Origin of the sequence: Paenibacillus sp. IHB B 3415 (genome assembly GCF_000802655.2) — a bacterium.
Classification (GTDB): Bacteria; Bacillota; Bacilli; order Paenibacillales; family Paenibacillaceae; genus Paenibacillus_AQ; species Paenibacillus_AQ phytohabitans.
The window spans coordinates 119,263-144,713 of the sequence record NZ_JUEI01000001.1 but is presented as its reverse complement, the minus strand read 5'-3'; the positions used below and the strand labels follow the sequence as shown (position 1 = coordinate 144,713).

Below are 25,451 nucleotides of genomic sequence, written 5' to 3'. Positions count from 1 at the left end.
AACAAGCAGCCCCGCCGATTGGCGGGGGGGGCTGCAAGACATTTTACATTGTTACATGCGTTCTCTTGTATAGAACAGGTATTGCCGCTGCGATTAGGATGATCCCCATAACAGCAGGCGCGGAATGTCCAAGTGAGACATAGATTTGCCCCCCAATGAGAGGCCCGATCATCCTGGCCAACGCCTGAATCGATTGGCTGCCGCCTTGAATCCTCCCTTGTTCGCTCGAATCGGCAGACTTGGATAGCATCCCGTTGAACGAAGGTCCAAAGATCGAATCACCAAAGCCGAAGATGAACATTCCAGCAATGAAAAGTGGATAGAACGTAAAGAGAGACGAAATGGCAATGAACCCATAGCCTATAATCTCCGAGACCATTCCCAGAATGGCTATCTGTTTATCATTTAATTTCTTCAGAAGCTTGGGCATAATGAAGCCCTGTGACAGGATATCCTGGAAACCCATGATGGAGAACATCAGTCCGATGATTGCCGGCTTCCAGCTGAAAGTATCCATTGTAAATTGTGAGAACACAGCCTGCAGGGAACCATTGGGTATCCATAGCAGGAATGCTGAGATAAGCAGCCTGTTTAGATTCTTCATGGAGAGCAGACTGGCCAGCTGTGAGAATGGATTCAGTCTTACAAAGGTAATCTCTTTCAGTCTGTTATTCTTGTCCAGGCTCTCCGGCATGAACAAGAGTCCATATACAACATTTAACAAAGTAACAACCGCTCCAAAATACATCGGTACAGCATAACCAAACTTGGCAAGTAACCCGCCTACACTCGGGCCAATGATGGTTCCTGCACCTACGACCGCACTCACCCAGCCAAAGTATTTGGTTCTCTGCTCCAGAGGAATAATGTCTGCAAAATAGGCAAAGATCGTGCTGATACTCCCGCCTGTTATACCTTCTATGATCCGTCCGGCGAACAGTACCCATAGAGCTCCTCCTATACCAAAAATAAAGTACCCGATTGCAGAACCTAACAGGCATATTAAGAGCAATGGACGGCGGCCGTATTTGTCGCTTAGTGCTCCAAGTACCGGGGCTGCAAAAAACACGCAGAATGCATAAACGGAGGTCAGCAGTGTAACCATTATCGCTTGTTCTCCCGGACTGCTTGTATAAGGCTGAACTAAGAATGGCACAACAGGTGCGATGATGCTGAAGCCTATTCCGCACAGAAATACAGAGATGAGGCCGAAGATTAAAGCGTGTCTGTCTACGGTTTGTTCTGTATTCTGTGTAGGGTGTGATCTGGATTTGAACATGTGATTCTCCCCTCAAATGCGATGATTATGTTTCCTAGGAAGCATAATCATCCTACTGCATTTTTGTTTCCTCGTCAACAAAAATCGCAATAACAAAATCTCCAGGGGTGCCCCTCAGTCCGCTCCACCGGCAGCTTTCTATGCAATAAAAAGACAACCGTTCTCGAAAGAGCCCGGCTGCCTGAGGTTTCATTATCAGTATTCAATTCATTCCGATTTCAAATCTGCACCAAGTTTTGTGATTTCTGTATCCAAATGCCTGCTATACTTCTCTATGAAGCCAAGCATATTGTCATATTGCTCCTCGGTTACCTGCTCGAATACGGCTTTATCCCGCTCGCGGAATTCCTGGTGCAGCTCCTCATGGACTTTGCTGACCGCTTCCCCTTGCTTCGTAAGCCTGAAATAGATTTCCTTCTTATTATCCGGCTTCTGGTAGCTTTCGATATAGCCCTTTTCCATAAGTTTCTTGGTTATTTTGCTTATGGCACTTCTAGTCATATAAAAATGCTCCGCAAGTATGGTCACGTTGGAATCCGCATTTTGCCCGATATATTCGATGCAATGTACCTCAGAGGGCTTGTACCCCTTAAGACTCTCTTCCATCTTGGATTTATTCAGCCAGCTCAGCTTGTTAAATAAATCCCTGAAATTCATCAGGACCTGTTCTTCTTTGTTCATGGCCTGCCCTCCCGACGCCTTAGTGCATTAACATTATTATTGTAGCACTTATTCCACCCGGTAGGTCCAAAAGGATTCCCGTCCGAAGCGGATTTGAATCTCCTCCGCGGTCAGCTCCCGGCTTCCAACAAGCTCCGCTGCTTGATATTGCGAACGGTGGGACTGAATCGAGGCCATTTTCTTCGCTAGGAATGCAGTTACGTCTACGTTCACATCCGCCGGGCCGATCATCTGCTCATGGTTGCTGGAGAACGCAATACAGTGAACTATTGGCCGCTGCGCAGCCGGGAGCCTGCTGACCGCCCGGATGACAGCGGCTCCGGTGGCATCGTGATCGGGATGGACACTATAACCGGGATAGAAAGTAATTACGAGCGATGGGGTCAATTCCTCGAGCAGTGCCAGCAGTGTATTATCCAGCAGCTGCGGGTCTTCGAATTCAATCATTTTATCGTGGAAACCAAGCATCCTTAAATCTTGTATGCCAATCGCACGGCAGGAGGCTATCAATTCTTCCTTGCGGATCTCCGGCAAAGTAACCCGGTTCGCGAATGGCGGGATTCCCATGTTCCGCCCCATCTCCCCTAAGGTCAGACAGGCATAGGTCACCCCGGAACCGCTGTCGATGTACTTCGCCAGGGTCCCTGCAGCAGCGAAGGCTTCATCATCGGGATGCGGAAATACAACTAGAACGCGCTTATGTTCAACTTGATTAGTATCCATGGGTCACAGCCTCCTTCATTCTTCATTGTTTCCATTAAAATATTCAATAACAACGTCACGGAATATCCGTCCAGCCTGTGAAATGTAGCGGCTTTTAAGCCATAACAAGGCGATTTCCCTGACCAGTCCCTGATCCTCAACAGGGATCAACACTATATTATCCTGGGAATTCTTGGCCGTGCCGGGTATGAAGGCTAAGCCGATTCCGGCTTCCACCAGGGCGACGAGCCTTGCCGGTTCATCCCCTTCATACACATACTGTGGGGTAAATCCTGCGGATTGGCATACGGAGTCCACCAAATCACGAATCCCGTAGCCTCTTGTGACACCGGCAAACCATTCATCCTTGAGCTCTATTAGCGATAAGCTCTGGCGGCCTGCCAAACGGTGCCCCGCTGGAACGGCAACATAGATAGGGTCGGTGCAGACGATTTGACACTCCATATCTTCTACCCATACCGGAGGTGAGGACAAACAGAAATCGACCTCTCCCCTTCGAAGAAGGGTAATCATCTCCTGCATGGACAGCATTTGTACGTGAAAATGGACAGCCGGCAGCTTTTTGCGGAATTCCCGGAGGATATTAGGCAATGTGCTTGCGGTGGTGACTGCTAATTCAAGTGTATCCGGCTCCAGGCTGGACAGATCTCTAAGCTCCTGCCTCCCCTGCTCCAATTCAAACAAGGCCTTCTCCGCACGCGGAAGGAATCTGCTGCCGGACTCATTTAAGCGCAGCTTCCTTCCGGTCCGGTCAAACAAGGGAACACCAAGATCCTCTTCCAGGCGCTGGATGGTCTTGCTGAGTGAGGACTGAGTCACATGCAACGTATGTGCAGCCTCGGTCATATGCTCCAAACGGGCCACTGCGATGAAATATTGCAATTGAAGAAGTTCCATAACCCGCCTCCATTCATTCCCTCAAGTCTATGAAATCATAACATAAAATGCGTTGGAGTAAATAACCCATTTCAAGTACGATATCCCTAACGCAATGATAGGGGGAAATTACAATGAATACCCGCAGCTGGTGGTTAATGATATCCGTCGGGCTGGGAATCCTGCTAAACCCGCTCAACTCTTCAATGGTTTCTGTGGCTATACCACGATTACAGCATCAGTTCCAGCTTGATTACACCGTAGTCTCCTGGATTATCTTCTCATTCTATATTGCCAGCGCGGTTGCTCAACCTGTCATGGGCAAAGCCAGTGATATATTCGGCCGCAGGAGCATCTTTCTTACCGGGCTGGTTATCGTCTTCGTTGCTTCTATATTAGCTCCTTTGGCTCCGGGCTTCGGGTGGCTGATCGTATTCCGGATTGTACAATCCGTTGGAACCAGTATGGTGGTGGCGGTAGGAATGGCTATTGTACGGGTTCATATTACGGAGAAGCAGGCTACCGCGCTGTCTGTACTGTCTATGTTCACATCGGGAGCCGCAGCCATTGGGCCTTTTATCGGAGGGGTACTGATTCACTTATGGGGCTGGTCGTCCATCTTCTTCATCAATGTTCCCTTTGTGACGGCAAGCTTCGTGTTAGCCTGGAGGACTATCCCGAAGGACCAGCCGCTGGCTGCCGCTGCCAATAAGCTGTCTGTACGCCAATGGATGAACCGTATGGATGTAACTGGTATTCTGCTTTTCTCTGTAGGTCTGGTTGCCCTGCTAGCTCAACTGCTGTCTGCCAAATCCTCCGGACATGTCTCCTTATTCAATGTTATAGCCGGCCTGGCCGGACTCGTTCTACTTGCATTCTTCGTGCGGCATGAGCTCATCGCCAAGTCACCCTTTATTCCGCTGCGGACTTTCGCGAGCTATCCGGCGCTGACTTGGGTCAATCTCCAGTTCATGCTGGTTAATCTTCTGTTTTATTCTGTCTTTTTCGGCTTGCCGTCTTACCTGCAGCTGGTTCGTCATGTCAGCGAGTTCCACACGGGAATTCTTATGTTAAGTCTGGGTTTATGCTCACTGGTTGTCTCTCCGCTGGCAGGAAAATGGATCGATGTGTCCGGTCCAAGGCCAGCCATGGTAGTATCCGCAATCCTTATGACACTCGGGTCAGTATGGATCGTGATGTTGAACCCCTCATCCCCGTTGATCAGCATATGCCTGGCTCTGGCGGCCTTCGGAATCAGTAACGGACTGAACAATGTCGCGATGCAAGCGGCCTTGTTCAACAGTTCCCCCAAAGACATCATCGGCGTATCCTCCGGTTTATTCAGTACGTCCAGATACTTCGGGACCATTCTCTCTTCGTTGCTGATCGGCATCGTGATGGGTAATCAGTTCAGCTTCGGCGGATTCCGGGTACTGGGGATCATCCTCACCATTGTTGCTCTGTCTCTGGTATACATGGGCTGGCGGCGTATGGATTCCGTGCAGCAGTCCACGCAATAAATTTCACCATGGCAGATGAATAACTTCTGGAGAATGAATCAAAAAAAGGGCTACCCTAAAAGCCATGCAACGGCTGATTGGGATAGCCCCTTTTCCCAGGGCGATTTTAGTAATGATTATATGAGAAAAGCTACCCTTCAACCACGTCAGCCCGCAGGGCAGTGGCAACCTCGAGCATTACAGGAACTATGGCTTCTGTTGAAAGCGCTACGTACAGATCTCCCATGTACAATCGGAAAGGAAGCTCCATCCCTTCATAGCTCCACATGAAAAAGTCACCCTCAATGGACATCGTGCTCTCGAGTCCTTTTACAGTTAAGACTTGTGAGTACGAGAAATCGGGTTTGTCTGCAAAATACTGTGTACACTCTTCCAAAGTAATAGCTTGCTCTGCATTGCCTTCCTGCATCGAACGGGTGATACGCAAACGCTGACTCATAGATGAACCTCCGAAATTAAGATTATGAATGCTATGACTGCATTGCTTCTGTTAGATAAGATCTGAAGGATTGAGAATGGCCAGAATCTGATGATCCTCCCATACTCCCTTGATTTTCACGTTGCGCCGGGCAATTCCTTCCTTGTGGAACCCGGCATTCTCCAGCACACGGATCGACCCGGGATTTCCGGGGGAAGCTTCCCCTGTGATCCGGTGGAGCTTCAGCTCCTCGAAGGCATAGTGTACTACTTGCTTCACTGCCTCCGTCATGTAACCTTTTCCGTTATAATCCTTATCCAGGCTGTACCCGATCATGCAGCTCTGCAGCGGTCCCCGCACCACAAAAGACAACCCTACGGTGCCGATAATCCGGTTATCCGCCTTATGGAATACCAGGAAATCGTATCTTTCGTCCTCTTCCCTGTCTTCCTTATACTGTGAAATCTTGTCGCGCTGGTACTCTTCCGTATAGAACTCCTCAGGAACATCAGGCGAATGTTTCTCAAAAAACTCCCGGTTGCGCTTGTACATCGCTGTAAGCTCACCGGCATCTGTATCCTCAGGGAAGCGGACGTACACTTGTTGTTCCGTCATCTGTAACACTCCTATCGAGCTAAATTCATCACATAATTCACTGCATCCTCGAGATTAACTGTAATATAGTCCGGTTCGGTAACGGAAACTTGTTCTATGTACTTAACACTTATGTCTGCGCACACAGCAATTCTCCATTCCGGTTAGTCGTATCATGCTCCTCGAATGAATAGGTCCAGAAGCGTTCGGTGCCGAACTTGCTGCGGATTACAGCATCTGTTATATCACGGCCGCCAAGAAGCTTGTCCTCCTGGAACTGGGAGCTGTGCGATAGAATGGACTTAATCTTCACAGCGAGGAATGAGGTCACATCTATAGTTACATCCGCTTTCCCGATCATCTTCTCATGATTGTTAGAGAAAGCGGAGCAATGTACAACTGGCCTTTCTGTCAGAGGTAACCGGGCAATGGTGCGAATAACAGCAGCGCCGGTGGCATCATGATCAGGATGGACACTGTACCCCGGATAAAAGGTAATGACTAGCGACGGAGCCAGTTCCTGAATCAGCTTCATAATCTGACTATCCAGCAGATTCGGGTCTTCGAACTCGATCATTTTATCATGGAAGCCGAGCATTCTTAAGTCTTGAATTCCTATTGCCTGACAGGACGCAGCGAGCTCCTCCTTACGGATCACCGGCAGGGTAACCCGGTTCGCGATTAACGGAACCCCCATGTTGCGGCCCATCTCGCCGAGTGTCAGACAAGCATAAGTAACCTCAGCACCTTCTTCAATGTACATAGCCAAGGTTCCGGATACAAAGTACGCCTCATCATCGGGATGGGGAAGTACAACTAAGATCTTCTTATTTCGCATAGGTCTGCTATTCACGGTTGCTTGATCCTCCATTTGCATTAAAAAGGGTTCCGGCTAAGCTGCAATGCCACAATCAGCTTGCCTTGATTATCATGTCCGGCCAGAATTAGCCGCTCGGTTTCGTTCTCATCCACATGGGTAAGCCCCTCGGCATAAATCCAGCCCTGCTCTGTCTTCAGGCCGACCCGGTAAGGACCTGTTCCCGAAATTGAGCCGTGCGTGTAGTGGATAAGTGCATTACTAATGAATGCCGATCCCGGCGGACGCGAACTGTCAATGTGACTGGCATAAGCACCAGTTGTGAGCTCCAGGTGTATATAAAGGTCCTGACCGGTGAACCGGTCGATTTGTGTTTGGATGTCTTTGGGTTGAATTAGCTGCATATTGTCCTCCTACAGTGTACGATTGTATTTCTCTGCGACATGATTAATGACAGGAATAAATATTTTCAATAGCTTGTCCAGAGCCAGTGAATTCATTATACAAGAAAATTATTGAGCATGAAACGAAATAGTCCTTGTAATCACTGTCACCAACATCCCTCCTTGTGCATATGCTAAAGCCATATTGATTACAGGAAGGGAGCTGAATGAATTGCTACGTACGGACCCGGTGTATCAGATTCTGAAGTTGCTTGAAGAAGAGAAGGAACCCCGCTTCAATCAAATAGGTATGGACGAAAGAGATTTCAATATTACCCTGACCCATATTCACGAAGCCGGTTATGCTAATTCAGGTGAGTTAACTCACTCAGGCCTCAACTATATTCATGGGTATGAACAAAGGTTGGGTTTTAACCGCTCCGCGCAGACTCTTTAAATTTCCTTCGTAAAACAAAAAGCCTCAACGGTGAGGCTTTTTCAGTAAGGTACCGTTTACCAATGACTTAGGCGTAATCATCTACAGCTCATAATAATATTTCAGCTTGTTATTAATGAAATACAGATATTGATGGCCGTAAACGATATATCCCAAATCTTCGTTGTAGCTGTCGGGCTCTCCCCATGACAGATAGACTTGTTCAAACGTCATGTCGGTAATGATCCGCTCATCCCGGATAGCAGCCCATACGGCATCACTGCTGGGATAAGCTGTTCTAGGATTCTTAAAGTAGAATAGCTCCATAAGGTAATCAACAGGGTTAACGGTCGTGTCTAGACTGATATAGATTTCCTGACCGTTCGCCCGGCGGATTTGTACCTCTAAACTGCCATCACCGGGACTGGAACGGAAATCTTTGACCGTAACCTTCTCCATGTTCTTAAAAGGACTGTCAGGAATCTTTGCATTTACAGCCCAAGCCGAATCACCGTTGAAATTTTCTTTGAAAGCAAAGAGATTCTCTTCCGTGTACAACGTGTCGGTCTCACTGTCGTCCAGATCGAGCGTCCAGGTTATTCCAGCTTCGCTCAGCATGGTGAAAGTAGAAGTATTTGTATCATCCGCGTATTGAACATCTGTCACCCAGTGGCTGCCGGGATGTGCATATAGATAGACCTTCTTGCCCACAGCCTGGCCCATTGTTCCTGGCAGCTTGCTGATGGCGTAGAGCATACTGTTGCTCTTTATTTTGCCTTCTTCCGTACTCCAGATGAACAGCGTATACGAGCTGGTGGCATACTTGCCGTCTATGGCTCCAAGCTTAAGCAGTGTTTTGAACGCGACATAGTTGGAGTTTTTATACAGTATGGAATTGTCCTTGTTCAACTTCGCGCTTCCCTTACTCCCGGTGACGGTCACAACAGAGGCTGCGGTAGCAACGGTAAAGCCGGGAATCTGATTCAGCAGCTTCACAGGTACATGAGCCGAACCATTGACGAGTACAGACTTGGATGCCGAGATCATAAGTGTCCCGTCCACAAATGTGGAAATCTCCGTGTACTTCGGTGCTGCGGCTGCCGCTGCCTGTCCGGTGCCTCCCGGATACCCCAGTCCGATCATGAGCAACAGTGTAGTGAGCAGTAATACAATCTTTTTCATAGTTGTTCTAGTTCCTTCCCCCAATGTATGTAAGCTGCCCCTGGCTGTACGCCGGATTAGCCCAAACCAGTAAATTCGACAATAAGTTAATTATTTCCTGCAAAATTCCTTGAATCATCGACTTTCTGTAGCAGAGATCTGGTGACTTTCATAAAATCCTGCACAAAATACAACATTTCCCTCGTAATATCGGCCCAAATCCAAAATTGTTGTATAAAATGCAGGATTTCAACCTATTTAAGCGGCTTAGCAGGATTATTCTTGTATTTTATACAACAATCTTCCCAAACACCCGGTTACCCATGTTTCAAAGTTGTAAAACATACAACATTGTTGTCTACAGCCATAAAACAGCAGGCACCTGTGGAACGTATTCCGAGGTACCTGCTGTTTTATCTGCTTCGTTAGTTGAAATCTACTTCTCCATTACACTCTGCCTTGAACCGTTCTCTGCAGATGAGATTTCCGGTGACATTCCTCTGAAAAGATAAACAAAAGAGCAGAGCTTCTCCCAAACCGGAAGAAGCCCTGCTCTTTATTATCCGCGATCTGAACCAAATACAAGTCCGGCGCTGGCCTTCGCCTGTTCAATAACCCGCATCACCCGCTCACTGTGTGCGAGCATTTCCGCGGCCGTCTTCCTGTCTTGCTCTCGGATGAATCGTTCGAAGTGAAGGAATTCATCATACATCCGGTGGGGGTGATCCTTGTGATCCACGCGGACGGGCTTCTCCCGGTTAAGGACGTAATCGTAGGAGTCGCATCCATTCGCAGAACCATTGATCTGTATGTACCCTTCTGTCCCCTGAATGTTCACTGCACCAGGAGCTGTGCTGTCTTTGGCACCAATGCAGACGCATTTGAAATCACCGTAGTCCAGCAGCAGCATCCCAGACGTATCGATTCCACGTTCCATGTTCGCCCGGTATTCCACATACTGTGGACTTCCGAAGAAGCCGACAACCAGATGGATGTTGTAGATATTAATGTCCATCAAGGCGCCGCCGGACATCTCCGGATTGAATGCAGGCAGAATCTCACCGCGTTTGAAAGCATCATAACGGGAAGAATACTGCGAATAATTGCACGTCACCATTTTAATGGAACCGAGACCAGCCAGCTGCTCCTTCACCGCCACGACATTGTTCAAATATTGATTCGAAATGGCTTCAACCAGGATAAGCTCCCTTCGTTCAGCGATCTCTTTCAGCTCCAGAAACTCCGCCAGATTAGAGGTAAACGGCTTCTCGCAGATGACATGCTTGCCGCTAAGCAGCGCCTCCTTCGTGAAGGCATAATGCAGATGATTCGGCAGTGCTACATAGATGGTATCCACGTCTGTATCCTGAAGCATGGCGCTGTAATCTGTATAGAGCCTGGCTATCCCGTACTGGTTCTGCAGCTCCTGCAGAGCGTCTTCCCTGCCGGGTCTGGCGAACATGGCTGTCAGTGATATTCCGGGAATCTCTCCGATGAAGCTGAGCAGATCCTTGACAATCATTCCGGCTCCGGCTATTCCCAAGTTCATTTAGCGGCACCCCTTCATTCCCTGCTCCAGAATCTGCATAACGCCTATGGTCTCTTCATCCTTAATCACCTTATCTTTGCCGAGGACGATGGCATCATAGATCCCGTCATACACCCGGGCATAATCGCCTTTGGCGGATGCGACCTTCTCTTCATGGTACTTGCCCTCATCATCGAGATACGTTAGAATACCATAATGCTCCGGCAGGTCAATACCGAAGTCACTGTGTCCCTCAGGCAGGTAAAATAACTTCAAATGCTCCTCCTGACGGTCCTTCGTATGCTTGACGAACACACCTTTTTTACCGTAGAGTACGAAGCTTGGACGCTCTTTGAGCCGGAAATAGCTGGATTTAACCGATACTTTTAGCGAAGGGTAGAAGAAATCCAGATCAAAGTAATCGTTCATCTGCTGCGGTCCCAGCAATTGGCGGACGTCGTAATGAATGGTATCCGGTTTGCCGAAGTATGACAGCACCTGATCAATGGTATGACATCCATGTCCATACAAGTAACTGTAGTATTTAGAGAACGGAGTTGACGCCGGAACCTCGGGACGATAGTAATCAAAGTGCATTTCCACTTCCAGCAGATCTCCAAGCTTACCGGATTCTATAACCTGCTGTGCGGTGAGGAAATCTGAGTCATAACGTCTGTTCTGGTAGCACTGAATGACAAGATTCCGCTCTTTGGCATACTGAAAGATAGAGACCGCTTCTTCTTCCGTCAGCATAAAAGGCTTCTCCACCAGAACATGCTTGCCGTGATCCAGCGCCATTTTGGCATAATGATAGTGGGAATCGGTGTTGGTGCATACTACAATCAGCTGAATCTCCGGGTCATTCATCATGGATTCAAGATCGTCCGTGTATTCAATCCCGGGCACTCTGGGCCATTCCGCTTTCGTAAGCGTGCGGGCATAGATCGTCTTGACCTTCAAGTGATCGCGGTTCATGGAAAATGGAAGGTGGTAGCGGTTGGTGCTTTTGCCGTTGCCGATATAGCCGAGTGTTAACATCATAATTCCTCCTCTTCTCTTCTCTTTCATTAATTATAGAAAAAAAAGACCCGCCGTGAAGACTTAGCAGGCATAACGGTACAATTATCCGTTCATATGTAATTACCGGTGTACATCCTTGAACATTATGTTCAGAGCCGGGTCTATTATATAGCTTAGAAATTCAATTCTCGAGGTGAATCGTAGTCATGAAGCTGCTGCTGCAATTAAAGGAAATGAACCAATTTACCACCAACGAACGAAGCATTGCTGCCTATATCCTGACCCATAAGGAAAGTATACTGCCGATGTCCATGCAGGAGCTTGCCAAAGCTACCTATACCTCGCATTCGGCGATTAACCGCCTAACCCATAAACTCGGACTTGCGGGCTATAAGGAATTCATTCTAAAGCTGGCCCGGGAGTTCCAGATGGATGTCCATAGCATTTCTAATGTGGATGTCAATTATCCGTTTGAGCATGGTGAAACTCCCATTCAGGTAGCCAAAGAAATTGCGGAAGTAATGAAGGCAACCATAGAGAAGAATTTTGCTTTTCTGGAGGATGCCCAGCTTGCCAAGGCTGCTGAAATCCTGGACCGGGCCGGCAAGATATTCATCTATGCGCTGGGCGATTCCGAGATCCGGGCGAAGAGCTTCCAGAATAAATTAATCAAAATTAATAAATACGCCGTGATTGCGACGGAGCTGTCGGAGTGGGAATATCATACGGTTAATCTTACGCAGCAGGACTGTGCCATTTTCTTAACCTATCACGGGTTATCGGCGAATAATTTGCAGGCGGCAAAGTACTTCACGCGCAACAGCATCCCCTTTATCACCATCACCGCAGCTCACGGTACGGAATTGGCCAAGCTCAGCACACTGTGTATCCAAGTGCCTGAGGATGAAGTGAAGCATGCCAAGATCGGTACCTTTTCCTCGCAGATTGCCTTTGAATATGTCCTAAATGTCATCTATTCCTGCATCTATAGAATCAACTACTCGAAGAACAAGCTTGCTGCCCGGCAAGTCGTGAAGGATTTCTATACCGATGACGTGAAGACAGATCTATAAGTTGGGAAAAGCGAGCTTATCGACCTTAATATTCACGATAGGCGGAGACAGACCCAGCATATGCTCAACGGCCTGATGGACGTTATCCTTAAGAATCTGGCATACCTCAGGAATCTTGTATCCGTAGTTAATAATGATATCCAGCTGAATCGCCACGGCTTCATCCGTAACATCCACTGATAATCCATTGGTGCCAATCTTACCGCTTAGGCGCCGGGCCAGATTTCCGCTGACCGGGTTGCCGGACATTCCGGCAATGCCTGGTGTTTCGGTAACTGCATAGCGGATTATACTTGAAATTACCCGGTCAGAAATCTCCACAAGCCCCTTGAACGTATCCTGCTTCATTATTATTCCTCCTGAAAGTTATTTATCTGGGAATCCGGATCATGAACACCGTCGGCTCCCCTTCCCGGCTCTCCAGCATCAGGGAACCGCCCATCTTCTCTACGTTCTTCTTGGCAATGGATAATCCGAGACCTGTCCCACCGCTTGCTGTCGTCCGGGCTTCATCCCCCCGCACAAACGGATCGAAGATCGTGGACCAGAGCTCCTTGGGAATGCCCACTCCATTATCGGCAATCTCAATCCGTACAGTCGTGTCCTCCGGAATGACCGTCACACGGATGCGTGTCCCTTCAGGATTATAGGCCAGCGCATTGGAGATCAGATTGTTGATCACGCTTGCGAACAGCTCCGGATCATAATGGGCATACACCTGCTCTTCAGGCACCTGCAGCTGCAGCACGAACTCTTTTTGCTCAATTTCACCGTAGGTGTCGGCGATGATCTCCCGCAGCTGATCCCCCAGCTCCAGCCGCTCTACACGAAGAATGAAATCCGGTGAATCCAGCTTGAGCAGGTCCAGCATATGCTGAATCAGCTTCGTCACCTGTACGGATTTGGTATAAATGTAATTCAGGTATTTGGTCTGCCGTTGGGGGTCCGTAACCCGTCCTTCGACAAGCGCCTGTGCATAACCCTGAATACTGGTAATCGGTGTCTTCAGATCATGTGACAGATCGACCATCAGCCGCTGCTTGCTCTTCTCGGCCTGCCGCTTCTCCTCCGTAGTCCGCTCAATAACATCCGCCATATAGTTGAAGCTATTGCCAATCCGCAGAAACTCCGTCTCCGCATAGAGGGCAATCCGTGTATTGTAGTGCCCTTCCATCATACGGTTCATCCCCAGATTTAGAACCCGCAGCGGCTTCTTGATCCGTCTGGAGACCCAGTAGCTATATACAAAAATCAGCATCAGGATCAGCCCGCTGACCACAAACACATAAAAGAACACCGAATGGTTCAGATAAGCAAGCAGCATTTCATTGTTAATTGAAACGCTGACCACATCACGCGGGATCTTAAGCAGCAGCCAGGCCACCCCGCTGTCACTATCTACTTGAGAAATGGAGTAGTAATAGGGCTGATCGCTGCGGTTCTCCAGTCCCTGGAACAGACTGCCCTCATCGTATCCCATCGTCTGGTCCTGCTTATCCCCAATAACGCGGATGACCTGTTTGCCCGAATCGAGCAGCTCCAGCCACCCTCCGCTTTGCAGCAGCCGGTCGCTCTCCGGTCCCTGGCCCAGCTCGTTACGGTAATCTCCGGCTTCGACCGACAGATCCGGATCGGGGATCAGCTTCTCCATGATGACGTGAGTGATATCCTTCTGGATGAACAGATAGACCACCAGTACAAGCATCACCAGCATACAGTTGAACAGCAGAAAGTCGATGGTCAGCGACGTTTGCAGCGGGCGGTTATCTCTACTTTTCCATGGGTGCTTCAATTTTGTACCCCAATCCCCTGATCGTCTTCAGGTATTCCGGTTTCTTGGAATCGCGCTCGATCTTATCGCGGATATTGCTGATATGCACCATAATGCTGTTGTCCTCATAGACATAGAAATCTTCCCAGACGGCCTCATAAATCTTCTTGCGCGTAAATACCCGGCCCGGCTGCTCCATCAGCAGTTCGAGGATTTTGTACTCCGTAGAAGTCAGAGCTACCGGTTCGCCGGCCACCTCAACCTGACAGCTGCTCCGGTCAAGCGTTAACCGTCCGAGCACAATCTGTTCCTTCGTCTGCTCTTCTTCCACAGCCTTGGCATCGAACTGATGCACCCGCCGCAGCAGAGCACCGACACGGGCAACGATCTCCAGCGGATTGAAGGGCTTGGAGATATAATCGTCTGCTCCCAGCTCAAGCCCTAAGATTTTATCATGATGCTGGCTCTTGGCTGACAGGAACAGCACCGGGAAATGCTCATGCTCACGAATCCGCTTCAACAGCTGCAGCCCGTCCATCCCCGGCATCATAATATCCAGAATGGCCAGATCTATCTTGTTATTCTGCATCTGCTTCAACGCCTCAATTCCGTTCTGTGCTTGCAGAATATTGTATTCCTTCTCCAGATACAGGTGCAGAAGCTCTACAATCTCCGATTCATCATCAGCTATGAGAATGGTATACATGGTGAAATCCCCCTCTATCTAGTTATGCAAGCTGCGCTAACTGTAACTATAGCCTGCCATTCTTAATCCAGTCTAAACAAAATCTAAAGAAAAGCTAAAGATTAAAGCTGCTAATCTTAAGAATGATATCCTGAAACAGACAAAAAGAACAGCCTGGAGCAGCCATTAAGTGGCTTGCCAGTCTGTTCTTTATCTTTTAGCGTAGAATCGATCCTGGTTTGCCAGTGAAAGTGAAAGTACGGCTGCAGCTTATACCGTAGGCACGGTTCCTCCGTCTATAACATACTCGGCCCCCGTAATGGAAGCCGCACGGTCGGAGGACAGGAATGCCACCAGCTCGCCTACTTCCTCAGGGAAGCCGGGACGGCCCAGCGGAATCCCGCCCAGCGCATCCATTACAGACTGCAGCGCGCTTTCCGTACTGCCCGTAACCTTGGCGATATTCTCCATCATGGCATCTGCAGCTGTCGTTTGAATGAATCCCGGAGCTACACGGTTTACACGGATGCCTTGCGGGGAGAATTCTTTGGAGAGGCTTTTACTGTAATTGCTTAACGCAGCCTTGGCAGCAGCATAGGGAATGGTGGACTCGATCAGCGGCAGTACTCTTTGAATAGAAGAAATGTGGATAATTACGCCCTTACCCTGTTCCAGCATCAAGGGGATCAGGCCCCGGTCAAGCCGGACGGCTGCAAGCAGGTTCAAGTTCAGCGCATCCATCCAGTGCTCATCGTTTGCCGCCAGGAACCCGCCGGGAGGCGTAGAATTGCCGCCGATGTTATTCACTACGATATCGATGCTGCCGAAACGTTCCTTAACCGCCGCAATCACTTTCTCCACGCCTTCTTTGGCAGACAGATCTGCTTGTACGAACAAGTCAGCATCTGCCAATCCGGACGGGAGTGTGCGGGCAGTAGTCATCACTGTAGCACCGGCAGCCTTAAACCGGTTTACGATGGCCTCCCCCATACCTTTAGTTCCGCCTGTTACGAGTATTTTTTTGCCTTCATATTCAGTCATTGGATTTGCATAAGTAATTGTCATGGTTTGGTTCCCCTTTTCATCATTTGATTCTTTAATCTTAAGCTTGATTTACTCATGCGTCTAATTTATTATTTTCATTATATCCATTACTAATATTAATATAAGAGGGGTCCTGAAATGGAGCTTACGCAATTGGAGTATTTCCTGACTGTGGCCCGGCTTGAGCATATGACTTCAGCATCCAAGGCGCTTAGAATTACCCAGCCCGCGCTGAGTCATGCCATCTCCAAACTGGAGAATGAGCTGGGCGTTCCTTTATTTGAGCGGAATGGTCGGGGCGTTCAGTTGAACCGGTATGGGGTAACGTTCAGCAAATGGGTGGAAGAAGCCATGAAGAACATCGGTAACGGTATTCGTGAAATTGATGAATGTTCGAATGCGGAGACAGGCGTGGTACACATTTCATATCTGAATATTCTCGGTGTTGATCTGGTGCCTTCACTGATCAGGGATTATCAGGCGGACAACCCCAAGGTCCGGTTTGATTTGTATCAGGGAAATCATGGGGATATCGATGAAGCTCTGGAGACTGGCACTTCGGATATGCTGATCACTTCCAGAGAAACCACAATGAACGATGACGAATGGATGATTATCCGGCGAATGCCGATCTTTATTGTGGTCTCCACTCAGCACCGGTTTGCTTCACGCTCCAGTCTGAGTTTGTTTGAGCTGTCCGGTGAACCCTTTGTCGGCTTGAAAACGAACTGCGGACTCAAAGCTACGATTAGCTCGCTATTCAAAAACACCCATTTCGAGCTGGCCTCGACCTATGAAGCAGAGGACCTGATTACGGTAGCCGGCTTCATCAAAGCCGGGCTTGGAGTCTCTGTACTGCCGCAGACGCTGGGCTTGATGCTGGACGGCCTGGTCTGGATTCCGATTGAGGAAGAGGGCTGGGAATGGGAGGTCGGCTTGAAATGGCGTCATGACCGTTACCTGTCTCCTGCCTCCAGACGGTTTCTGGACTATATTCAGCAGACTTCACTGGAGCCTGTACGGGGATAGTGGAATAAGGGATTGCTGAAGATTGCCCTGAGCAGTGATTCGTATCTGTTCCAGCGTAATGTACGCGGCAACTCCCAGGAAAGCATACTGGATCAGCTGTGCCAGACATTTATTTAGAACCCTGCGCAGAGCTCTGCCCTATCTGACGTTCAAACGGACGCTGAAGGTGGTTCCGGTTCCCGGTTTGCTGTCTACACTAATCTTGCCGCCGAGCATTTGCAGCGCCTTCATCACCAGTGCCAGCCCAAGGCCGTTGCCTTGCTGCGAATGTGAGGTATCGCCCTGATAGAATTTATCAAAAATATGCTTGAGCGTCTCCTCGTCCATGCCGCAGCCGCTGTCCGTCACCCGTACCACTGCGTAACCGGCTATGGTTGTCAGCTTAAGCGAGATCTTCCCGCCTGGAGCGGTGAATTTGATGGCATTGGACAACAGGTTGTTCCAGATTACCTCAAGAATACTCTCGTCATAGCTTACGACAATCGCCTCCAGATCAGCTTGAAAGGTGATGTCCTTGCTCTCCCACAGATTCTCATAGGCCAGAGCACAGCGCCGCAACTGTTCACTGAGATCATAGGGCGCCGATAAGGGAAGGATCTCCTGATTCTCCAGCTTGTTAAGCTTCAGAATATTCGTGATAAGCTCAGACAGATTCTGTGAGGCGTTCATGATTGTATCTGCATATTTATTCCGCTGCTCATCTGACAGCTTGTCTTGCTGTATAGCCCGCGCATAGCTCTGAATAACGGCCAGCGGCGTCTTGAGCTCGTGGGATACATTGGCGATGAAATCATCCTTGAGTGTCTCAATGCTGGAGAGCTCCTCCGCCATGGTGTTAAAGTCTTCGAACATGACTTCTACATAGTCCTTCTTGCCATCCTTGCGCAGTGGAGCCAGCCTGACCGAGAAATCACCCTGGGCGATCTTCCTGGCAGCATCGCTAAGACGCCGCATAGGCCGGCTGAAGGAATAGTGGCGGAGAATGCCGGTGACTACACTGAGGACCAGGCTGATGAACAGGAAATAGCCGATCATGGAAGGCGCTATGAGGAGTGCGGAAGTAATCCCGTCTTTTCTAAGCGAGAAGTAGATCATCACAAAACAGCCGTTAACGATCATCAGGGCGATAGACAGCAGTATCCAGTCCTTCCAGAGGACGAAGCTGGTGTTGATCCGTTTGTTCTTGTTCCCGCCCCCGCTCATAACGGCTTCGCCTTATAGCCGAGTCCATGCACCGTGACAATCTCAAAGTCCGGACAATGGGAGAATTTATCCCGTAGTTTGGTGATATATACATCCACTGTGCGCGGGCTGCTCTCGCTGTCCAGTCCCCAGAATTCATCCATCAGCTGATTGCGCGTGAAGGTTTTTTTGGGATAAGACAGCAGTTTAAACAGGATATTGAATTCCTTGACCGTCAAAGCAACCTCCTCTTCATCCACGTATGCCGTCCGTTCATCCGCATTCATCAGCAGACTCCCGATAGCCAGCCTTTTGTCGCTGGCAATACTCGCCCGGCGCAGCAACGCTCCGACCCTCAGCACCAGCTCATCCATATCGATCGGCTTAACCATATAATCATCGATGCCGATACGGAAGCCCTTTTGCTTGGCAGAAATATCATCCCGGGCGGTCATGAATAATATTGGAATGGTCTTGTCCTGGTCGCGGATTAACGATGCAAATTCAAAGCCGTCCATCTGCGGCATCATGATATCCGAAATGATCAGATCTATCATATGGTCAACCAGCTTGTCAAAAGCCTCCATGGCCGTGCTGCAGCTGACGGGTTCATAACCGTTCTCTTCCAAAAAGGAGCACACGATTTGATTGAGCTTCAGATCATCTTCAACCACTAGAATACGGATCATGCAGATCCCCTCCTTTTATAAGTGCAAATTCACTCGTTACGGTGTTCAATCAGTGCCTGCAGCCGGACACTTGAATTGTTAATGCTGCCAATGAATTCTGAGATCAGTCCTATGCTATGCTCCTGCTCCTCAGTAGTAGCCAGCATCTCTTCTGTTGCCGCTGCATGCTTCTGGGCGATACCGGAGATATTCTCCACTTGCTCACGCACCTGATTGAAGATTGAACTTACCTGATCGGTCAGATTCCGTTCGGTTATTATGTATTCGTCAATTTGCCGGAAGGTGCTCTGTATACTGTCAATGCTCTCCAGCACTTGACTGCTGATAGCTTCTCCCTCTATAACGGCAAGACTGCCGTGAGTTGCCTTGTCGACGACAAGCTGTGTTTTCCGCTTGATATTATGAATAATAGCATTGATTTGCTGAACTGTATCCATACATTGCCGGGCCAGCTTCTGGACTTCATTCGCCACTACCGCAAACCCCGCTCCGGCTTCTCCGGAGGTATCTGCCAGACCTTGCGACAATCTATGGATACCCGACATTTGCCCGCCCGCTTCATTCATCATGGTACTGATATGGGTGAGACTCTCTGATTGATCTACAATACCTTCCGCTACTTCATGGATATTTGTTGTAAGAACACTGCTGATCTTCTGTAACACTCCCGCATCCCGGCTGCAGTGGGCAATATCCGTATTAAGTGCTGTCGTATTCTCATGAACAACTTTCACCATAGTATCCACGGCATTTAACAGTTCTTTGGCTTCGGCTTCCTTGCGGGCGGATAACTCAATCAGATCAGCACTTCTTTTACAGACAAAGTACAATGCCACAATAGTCAGTTCTATGAAACCTATAGTCATCAGGAAAGTAGTATCAAACACATGATGCTCCGAATAATAAATTACAATATACGAAATGTTGTACAAGCCGCCAAAACCGTACAGCAACACTCTATTCACATAGAGGGCAATCACACAGAGCACAACCATGATCAGCATTCCTGCACCCGGTGATTCAATGTAAGGGATGGTACAGGTCAGAATCGCTATTGTCAGTATAACAGTGGTCTGAAGCACAAGTTTCTTCCGGCTAATGAACCATGTGACGGCGGCCAGCTCCAGAAGCAGCGACACCACGACCTCACTTCTAACTTCACTGGTACCCAGGAAGAAGCAGAAGGCGGCAAACGTGATCCACAGAATACAGGCAATAATCTTATTCACTTTAATAGTATTGGTCTTCAAAAAGCTATCATTCATTTCCCGCTCCCCCAAGCAGCTTATGTGTCCCGCTTTAATTGTACTTGCTTTAAGTCAGCAGGCGGCTCGCCTGCTCGCAGGCTTGATATAGTCTCTCATATTGCTCCTCAATCAGCGGGCCTGCCTGCGCGGTCACCTTGTTGTATACATTGTTGTATAGCGGATAGGCTGCCCCCCAGCCGGCAAAGCCGATGAGTCCCAGAAAGATACACAGCAGAATTCTGCTGTCCAGATAACTGAACACAGCTCCGCCGACAAAACAGGTGCCAATAAGTCCGGTAATCAACGCATTCATGATAGCGCGGGAGGTTTTGGATTTCTCCAGCCGTTTAATAGAAGCGAGTGCATGATCACATTCCTGCTGCAGCCTCTCTATACCGTCCACTTTTCTGATTTTCCGGTCCCGCTTAAATTTCAGTGCTATAGATCCGGGTTTGATGTAAGCTGCTCCGGGGACCTGACGTTGCGTATTCTCTTCTGCCTTCATCCAGCCCAGATTCTTGTAACAATCCTCATACAGTTGGGCAAACTCCGGATCCGCATGCACAGTGATATACTCAAAAGCCACGAATCCGATATCCATCCGTTCTTCCATTCTCCCCACTCCTTCTAAGATCATTACAATGATGAGCACTTGCTCATCGCTTTATGATCCTCATTATCACGCAGTGTTGTTAAATAAATGTTAAACTCCGCTACAGTCTGCGCGTGTTGCTGATTTAACATCTCTTTAACATCTGTATAACAACTTCTCAACATTTCATTGGCACACTCATGTTGTTGCCCGGGGCGCCATGGACCGGCCGGTGAATTATACATTAGAGAGGGTGGAGTAGAGTGAGTAAAGAGAAAGCGGGAAGCATCAGTTCAATAAGACGGGGACCTATTGTGTTCATAATGATTTTAGGTGCTTTTCTTGCCACACTGAACCAGACGATCATGAGTGTTGCAGTGCCGGAGTTAATGGTTGATTTCGGAATCGCAGCATCGGTCGCCCAGTGGCTGACAACGGGATATATGCTGGTTAACGGGGTGCTGATTCCAATCACAGCCTACTTAATGCAGCGGTTCACTACACGCGAGCTGTTCCAGAGCTCCATGCTTATTTTCCTGGCAGGCACAGTCTTATCAGCGCTGGCGGGGAATTTCCCCATACTGCTGGCTGGACGGCTGATTCAAGCCGTGGGTGCCGGAATTATAATGCCGCTGCTTATGAACGTGATTCTAACGCTATACCCGCCTGAGAAAAGAGGTGCGGCGATGGGCATGGTTGGATTAGCTGTGATCTTCGCCCCTGCACTTGGACCTACACTGGCCGGTTATATCCTGGAACAATACAGCTGGAAAGCTATGTTCTACGGTATCCTTCCATTCACAGTACTTATCATCATCGGCGGTTTCATTTACTTGAAAAACGTGTCCAATCGCTCCTATCCGAAGATTGATATTCTCAGTGTTGTCTTGTCGACCGTCGGATTCGGTGCTTTGCTGTATGGATTCAGCCGGGCGGGTACCGCCGGATGGTCCAGTATGGAAGTACTCCTCTCCCTTGGCGCAGGTATCGCCTCCCTGGCCCTGTTCACCTGGAAGCAATTAGCTTCCGCCAATCCGCTGCTCGATCTGCGTGCGTTCAAGTACCCGATGTTCTCCTTAACGACTGTTATAAATGTTGCTGTTACCATTGTGATGTATGCGGATATGATATTACTTCCACTCTACCTGCAGAATGCCCGCGGCTTCACGGCCATGGAATCCGGATTAATGCTGCTTCCCGGATCGTTAATTATGGGCTTCCTGATGCCGGTCACCGGCAAGCTGTTCGACCGCTTCGGGGCCAAATGGCTGGCCGTCATCGGTCTGCTGATCATGATCGCCACTACCTTCAGCTTCACTAATCTAACCGATTCAACGGGTTATTTGTATATGGCCATCATGTCTACCGGACGGCGGATCGGACTGGCCATGATCCTAATGCCGATCCAGACTGCAGGTCTGAATCAGTTACCCGCCAAGCTTAATGCCCACGGCACGGCGATCTCCAATACGGTTAAGCAGGTTGCCGGAGCCGTAGGGACTTCCCTGCTGGTAACGGTAATGACTAACAGCACAACCTCTGCTATGAAGAGCATGGCTGCCGGGAGCGGCGCAGGTAATATGACCCGGGAGCATATGTTAATGGAGGCTTCCATCCAGGGCATCAATGATGCCTATCTCGTCATCATCGGCATCAGCATCGCGGGATTACTGCTCTCCCTGTTCATTAAGCAAGTAAAGCAGACTTCCCGGGAGCAGACTGAATCTAAACCCGAAATGAAGCTGACCACGGCAGGTACGACTGAAGTCTGAGTAGATGAAGTCTTACATTCTTGAAAAAGACACAAAGGAGCGACTCTCCAGGAATGGAGAATCGCTCCTTTGTGTTATTAGTTCGTTACTGCTATTGAATCAGCGCCTGAAGCTCGGCAACAGTTGCCTCATATTGCGGTTTGAATTCAGCAGATTTCATATAATTAGCCACGCTGGTCAAGAACTGTCTGCCTTCAGGGGTCTCGCTCACCTTGCCTGCATCCAGTGCACATACCAGCAGATTACCGTTGCCTACACGGCATTCCGTAAGGAAGCTAAGCTTATGATTACGTTCGAAATTATCAATGGTCTGCACAACGGGATTCCAGCTGCGGTCAACATCATCCATGATCAGCGATTTCGAATTCTCCACAATGTTCCACCATGGATAGGTCGAATGCTCCTCACCCGGGAACTCACGAAGTACCGGGTGGCTGTTATCAATCAGCAGACCCATTGTACCGATAGGCACAGGACGGTTCATACTCTCCGAGATGGAGCGGAACATCGGATAACACCAGAAATCGGTGCAGTAATACCCTTCAATTGCATTCTTCAGGGATTCCGGCTCTGGCATCAGCAGCACATTTCCGCCCTTCTCAAGCAGTGCAAGCGCCTCTTCGGACAGCTCCGTGAATACATGAATGTCCTCAAGCGGGTTGTTGCTCTGCTCAGGGTATACCCACAGGTCGTAGCTCTTGCGGATATCCGTCCCCTGGATGGAAAGAGATAATGCGATCTTACTCATCCGGTCTACGACAGGAAGAGTAACCGCCAGATCGCAGATGTCGATATAATGGCTTCCGGCCGGAATGGCCGCTAGGTTTGATCCTTCGGCAATTACATTACCGTCTGCTGCAAGCTGCCATAGCAGCTGAGCGGAATCCGGCATACCGCTGCGGAAGCAGCTAAGCTCCACATGGGCAGCGAACAATTCACCCGAGGTATAATTATACTTAGGGAATCGTGCCATCAGCACCGCATCATTGCAGAACGTACGCCATTCCTCGGCACTGATCAGTCCCTTGGAATCCATGAAGGCATCAAGCACGCCAACCAGCGCAGTTCCCTGACCGCTGAAATCCTGCAGGTCCAGCAGTTGGAAGCCGGCCAACCGCCGCGAGCGGAAGGCAGCCTCAAGCTCTTCCTTATAACAGGCTACCGCAAGCTGGCCGGAGGCTTCAAAGTATTTCGATGCCAGATGACCCAGTCCCTTGCTCTCCAGCCGTTCACGGAAAATTACAAAGTTCTCAGCTTTGAGCGAACCTGTGTATTTCGTGATTTCTTCGAAATTAGGGAACGTAGCGTATTGTCCGATCTCATGCGAGACAACCGGAACCTGCGGAATCCATTCGCCGGATTCTCCGCCAGCCTGCACCGTTTTGGCTTCGGTGCCATACTGGATCTGGATCTCGCCTCCGGCAGCAGCAGCCTGTCCTCCTCCATTCAGGAAGTCCGGAGGAACGATCTGGTCGTCATAATCCTTCATCGTGCCGGGCACAGCGGTCTGGACATGTCCCAACGGAGCATCACACATCGCATAGGAGCCTCTGAACAGGCGGTCCCGGGTAAAACGCACCCCGCTGAAGAAGTCGTCATGCTCCAGAACCTCCGGTACCCATTGATGGTTATTGGAGCCTTGGGTGTATAAAGGCCGGTCATCGAACGCTTTGTAGTCCTTCAGGAAGGAATCAATCTTCTCTTTGCTGCCCCACAGCTCGTTGCCGAGAGACATCATCACAAAGGATGGATGATTGCCAAACTCCCTTAGAATGGCATAGCCTTCGCTGATCAGGTAATCCTGCTCTGCCTGATTATGCCCTTCGTCCGTTTCTACCGTAATCGTACCCCAGAACGGAAGCTCCGGCTGCATGTAGATCCCAAGCATATCTGAAGCGGTAAAAGCAGCCTCCGGCGGACAGCAGGTATGGAAGCGGTAATGATTGATCCCGTAAGACTTGGCGATGCCAAGAATTCTGACCCATTCTTCAACATCTGTAGGAGCATAGCCGGTCAGAGGGAAGATCAGACCGTCATGTTTGCCGCGGAGAAAAGTCTGCTCCCCGTTAATCGTGAACTTGTCGCCTTCTGCCCGGAATTCCTTCAGTCCGAAGATAACCTCCTGCCTGTCAATGACATTGCCTTCGCTGTCTTTCAGAACAAGGAGGATGTTATACAGATTGGGAGCGGATTCACTCCAGAGCAGCGCCTTTTGACCGAGTGCATAGTCTACTGAGAACTTACCTGGTGATACTATGTACTCCTGCTCTTCTACCGTGTGTGAATCCTCACTATTGAAGCTCTTGGCAGATACTACAAGTGTAGTTTCGCTCTTACTCTCCAGAGTTGCTGCGATGCGGACGGAACGTGCAGCCAGTTCTGAATCCAAGCGGATGCCGCTAAGCTGTGACTCTCCGTAGAATTGCAGCTCCATACGGCCGGTAATTCCATTCCAGTTCGTCTGGGTATCCGGCGAAGTCAGATGTCCGCCTTTGGTCGGGTAACCCGTGTTGTCTACCCGGACCGTGATCGTATGCGTACCCGGCTGCAGCTGCGGCAGCTCATATACATGGGCAGTGTTCAGACTGTCACGGCTGCCAATCTCCTGCCCGTCCAGCCACAGCGTTGTAAGCCGTGTACGTTCCAAATATAGATAACTGCTCTTGCCGGCCAGCTCCTCTGGAATGTTAATCTCCCTGGAGTACCAGACGGACCCTTCGAACAGATATTCATCCGTTAGAGCGCTTACGAGAAACTCCTCATTCTTCGGTCCTTTGCGTGCATGGGAGGTTGTTCCCGGCAGCGTGATTACATCTGTGTAAGGTAATACGAGTCCCTGCTTACTATCATCTAACTGCAACTTCCATTCGCCTTCGAGGCTGATCTTTGTCTGCAAAATCCTCACTCCTAATCATGGTAATCTCTGAGCTT

25 protein-coding genes are annotated in these 25,451 nt (G+C 49.2%); 5 read left to right on the top strand and 20 right to left on the bottom strand.

The genetic code is table 11. The features are described from left to right. Window positions 1-43 precede the first annotated feature (43 nt). From QW71_RS00625 to QW71_RS00610, 4 genes are all read right to left on the bottom strand, one after another. Window positions 44-1,279 carry a tetracycline resistance MFS efflux pump gene (locus QW71_RS00625; RefSeq protein WP_039291762.1) on the bottom strand — a complete coding sequence of 412 codons (1,236 nt, stop codon included), beginning with the start codon at window positions 1,277-1,279 and terminating at the stop codon, window positions 44-46. A gap of 207 nt (window positions 1,280-1,486) precedes the next feature. Continuing rightward, window positions 1,487-1,960, bottom strand: coding sequence for a MarR family transcriptional regulator (locus QW71_RS00620; protein ID WP_039291759.1), 474 nt, complete (start codon window positions 1,958-1,960; stop codon window positions 1,487-1,489). 48 nt (window positions 1,961-2,008) lie between these two features. Further along, window positions 2,009-2,683, bottom strand: coding sequence for a bacillithiol biosynthesis deacetylase BshB2 (bshB2, locus tag QW71_RS00615; RefSeq protein WP_039291756.1), 675 nt, complete (start codon window positions 2,681-2,683; stop codon window positions 2,009-2,011). 15 nt (window positions 2,684-2,698) lie between these two features. Then, window positions 2,699-3,580: a LysR family transcriptional regulator gene (locus tag QW71_RS00610; RefSeq protein WP_039291753.1), complete on the bottom strand. Its 882-nt coding sequence runs from the start codon at window positions 3,578-3,580 to the stop codon at window positions 2,699-2,701. 113 nt (window positions 3,581-3,693) lie between these two features. Here QW71_RS00610 and QW71_RS00605 point away from each other — a divergent pair, with 113 nt between their 5' ends. Beyond that, entirely contained in the window at window positions 3,694-5,079 is a 1,386-nt protein-coding gene (locus QW71_RS00605; protein ID WP_039291751.1) for an MFS transporter, read from the top strand. Window positions 5,080-5,209: 130 nt separating this feature from the next. Here the strand turns inward: QW71_RS00605 and QW71_RS00600 are convergent, their stop codons facing one another. The 4 genes from QW71_RS00600 to QW71_RS00585 form a co-directional block, all read right to left on the bottom strand. Next, window positions 5,210-5,518: a hypothetical protein gene (locus QW71_RS00600; RefSeq protein ID WP_039291748.1), complete on the bottom strand. Its 309-nt coding sequence runs from the start codon at window positions 5,516-5,518 to the stop codon at window positions 5,210-5,212. A gap of 51 nt (window positions 5,519-5,569) precedes the next feature. Next, on the bottom strand, window positions 5,570-6,112 hold the full coding sequence (locus QW71_RS00595; protein WP_039291745.1) for a GNAT family N-acetyltransferase: 543 nt from the start codon (window positions 6,110-6,112) through the stop codon (window positions 5,570-5,572). 109 nt (window positions 6,113-6,221) lie between these two features. Next, a complete protein-coding gene (gene bshB2 / locus QW71_RS00590) occupies window positions 6,222-6,929 on the bottom strand; it encodes a bacillithiol biosynthesis deacetylase BshB2 (RefSeq protein ID WP_039291742.1) in 708 nt (235 codons plus the stop codon). Window positions 6,930-6,967: 38 nt separating this feature from the next. Then, a complete protein-coding gene (locus QW71_RS00585; protein ID WP_039291739.1) occupies window positions 6,968-7,312 on the bottom strand; it encodes a YojF family protein in 345 nt (114 codons plus the stop codon). 211 nt (window positions 7,313-7,523) lie between these two features. Between QW71_RS00585 and QW71_RS00580 the strand changes: the two genes are divergently transcribed. Beyond that, entirely contained in the window at window positions 7,524-7,748 is a 225-nt protein-coding gene (locus QW71_RS00580; RefSeq protein WP_039291731.1) for a hypothetical protein, read from the top strand. A gap of 81 nt (window positions 7,749-7,829) precedes the next feature. On the opposite strand, the gene QW71_RS00575 is transcribed toward QW71_RS00580, so the two are convergent. From QW71_RS00575 to QW71_RS00565, 3 genes are all read right to left on the bottom strand, one after another. After that, window positions 7,830-8,909, bottom strand: a complete 1,080-nt coding sequence (locus QW71_RS00575; protein WP_039291728.1) for a hypothetical protein — start codon at window positions 8,907-8,909, stop codon at window positions 7,830-7,832. A gap of 538 nt (window positions 8,910-9,447) precedes the next feature. After that, entirely contained in the window at window positions 9,448-10,437 is a 990-nt protein-coding gene (locus QW71_RS00570; protein WP_039291724.1) for a Gfo/Idh/MocA family protein, read from the bottom strand. Then, entirely contained in the window at window positions 10,438-11,454 is a 1,017-nt protein-coding gene (locus QW71_RS00565; protein WP_039291722.1) for a Gfo/Idh/MocA family oxidoreductase, read from the bottom strand. 188 nt (window positions 11,455-11,642) lie between these two features. On the opposite strand from QW71_RS00565, the gene QW71_RS00560 reads away from it, so the two are divergent. Continuing rightward, complete coding sequence (locus QW71_RS00560) at window positions 11,643-12,509, top strand: MurR/RpiR family transcriptional regulator (protein ID WP_039291719.1); 867 nt, start codon at window positions 11,643-11,645, stop codon at window positions 12,507-12,509. Here the strand turns inward: QW71_RS00560 and QW71_RS00555 are convergent. From QW71_RS00555 to QW71_RS00540, 4 genes are all read right to left on the bottom strand, one after another. Continuing rightward, window positions 12,504-12,857 (bottom strand): Asp23/Gls24 family envelope stress response protein, encoded by a 354-nt coding sequence (locus QW71_RS00555; RefSeq protein ID WP_039291716.1) that lies wholly within the window; start codon window positions 12,855-12,857, stop codon window positions 12,504-12,506. The genes QW71_RS00560 and QW71_RS00555 overlap by 6 nt on opposite strands. Before the next feature lie 22 nt (window positions 12,858-12,879). Next, a complete protein-coding gene (locus QW71_RS00550; RefSeq protein WP_039291711.1) occupies window positions 12,880-14,301 on the bottom strand; it encodes a cell wall metabolism sensor histidine kinase WalK in 1,422 nt (473 codons plus the stop codon). Then, window positions 14,279-14,986, bottom strand: a complete 708-nt coding sequence (locus QW71_RS00545; RefSeq protein WP_039291709.1) for a response regulator transcription factor — start codon at window positions 14,984-14,986, stop codon at window positions 14,279-14,281. Before QW71_RS00545 ends, QW71_RS00550 begins: the two co-directional genes overlap by 23 nt. A 249-nt stretch (window positions 14,987-15,235) precedes the next feature. Beyond that, window positions 15,236-16,030: an SDR family oxidoreductase gene (locus QW71_RS00540; protein ID WP_039291707.1), complete on the bottom strand. Its 795-nt coding sequence runs from the start codon at window positions 16,028-16,030 to the stop codon at window positions 15,236-15,238. Between the two features lie 117 nt (window positions 16,031-16,147). On the opposite strand from QW71_RS00540, the gene QW71_RS00535 reads away from it, so the two are divergent. Beyond that, a complete protein-coding gene (locus QW71_RS00535; RefSeq protein WP_039291704.1) occupies window positions 16,148-17,038 on the top strand; it encodes a LysR family transcriptional regulator in 891 nt (296 codons plus the stop codon). 138 nt (window positions 17,039-17,176) lie between these two features. On the opposite strand, the gene QW71_RS00530 is transcribed toward QW71_RS00535, so the two are convergent. Genes QW71_RS00530 through QW71_RS36750 form a run of 4 tightly spaced genes read right to left on the bottom strand, consistent with a single transcriptional unit; the run spans window position 17,177 to window position 20,769 of the window. Next, window positions 17,177-18,241 carry a HAMP domain-containing sensor histidine kinase gene (locus tag QW71_RS00530; protein ID WP_039291702.1) on the bottom strand — a complete coding sequence of 355 codons (1,065 nt, stop codon included), beginning with the start codon at window positions 18,239-18,241 and terminating at the stop codon, window positions 17,177-17,179. Next, window positions 18,238-18,909: a response regulator transcription factor gene (locus tag QW71_RS00525; RefSeq protein ID WP_039291699.1), complete on the bottom strand. Its 672-nt coding sequence runs from the start codon at window positions 18,907-18,909 to the stop codon at window positions 18,238-18,240. The genes QW71_RS00530 and QW71_RS00525 overlap by 4 nt, the downstream gene beginning before the upstream one ends. Before the next feature lie 29 nt (window positions 18,910-18,938). Then, window positions 18,939-20,174, bottom strand: a complete 1,236-nt coding sequence (locus tag QW71_RS00520; RefSeq protein WP_039291696.1) for a methyl-accepting chemotaxis protein — start codon at window positions 20,172-20,174, stop codon at window positions 18,939-18,941. A 49-nt stretch (window positions 20,175-20,223) separates the two neighbouring features. After that, window positions 20,224-20,769: a hypothetical protein gene (locus tag QW71_RS36750; RefSeq protein WP_052769802.1), complete on the bottom strand. Its 546-nt coding sequence runs from the start codon at window positions 20,767-20,769 to the stop codon at window positions 20,224-20,226. 302 nt (window positions 20,770-21,071) lie between these two features. On the opposite strand from QW71_RS36750, the gene QW71_RS00510 reads away from it, so the two are divergent. Continuing rightward, entirely contained in the window at window positions 21,072-22,520 is a 1,449-nt protein-coding gene (locus tag QW71_RS00510) for a DHA2 family efflux MFS transporter permease subunit (protein WP_047013534.1), read from the top strand. 91 nt (window positions 22,521-22,611) lie between these two features. Here QW71_RS00510 and QW71_RS00505 read toward each other — a convergent pair whose 3' ends face one another. Further along, complete coding sequence (locus tag QW71_RS00505; RefSeq protein ID WP_235441351.1) at window positions 22,612-25,425, bottom strand: glycoside hydrolase family 2 TIM barrel-domain containing protein; 2,814 nt, start codon at window positions 25,423-25,425, stop codon at window positions 22,612-22,614. Window positions 25,426-25,451: the final 26 nt, after the last annotated feature.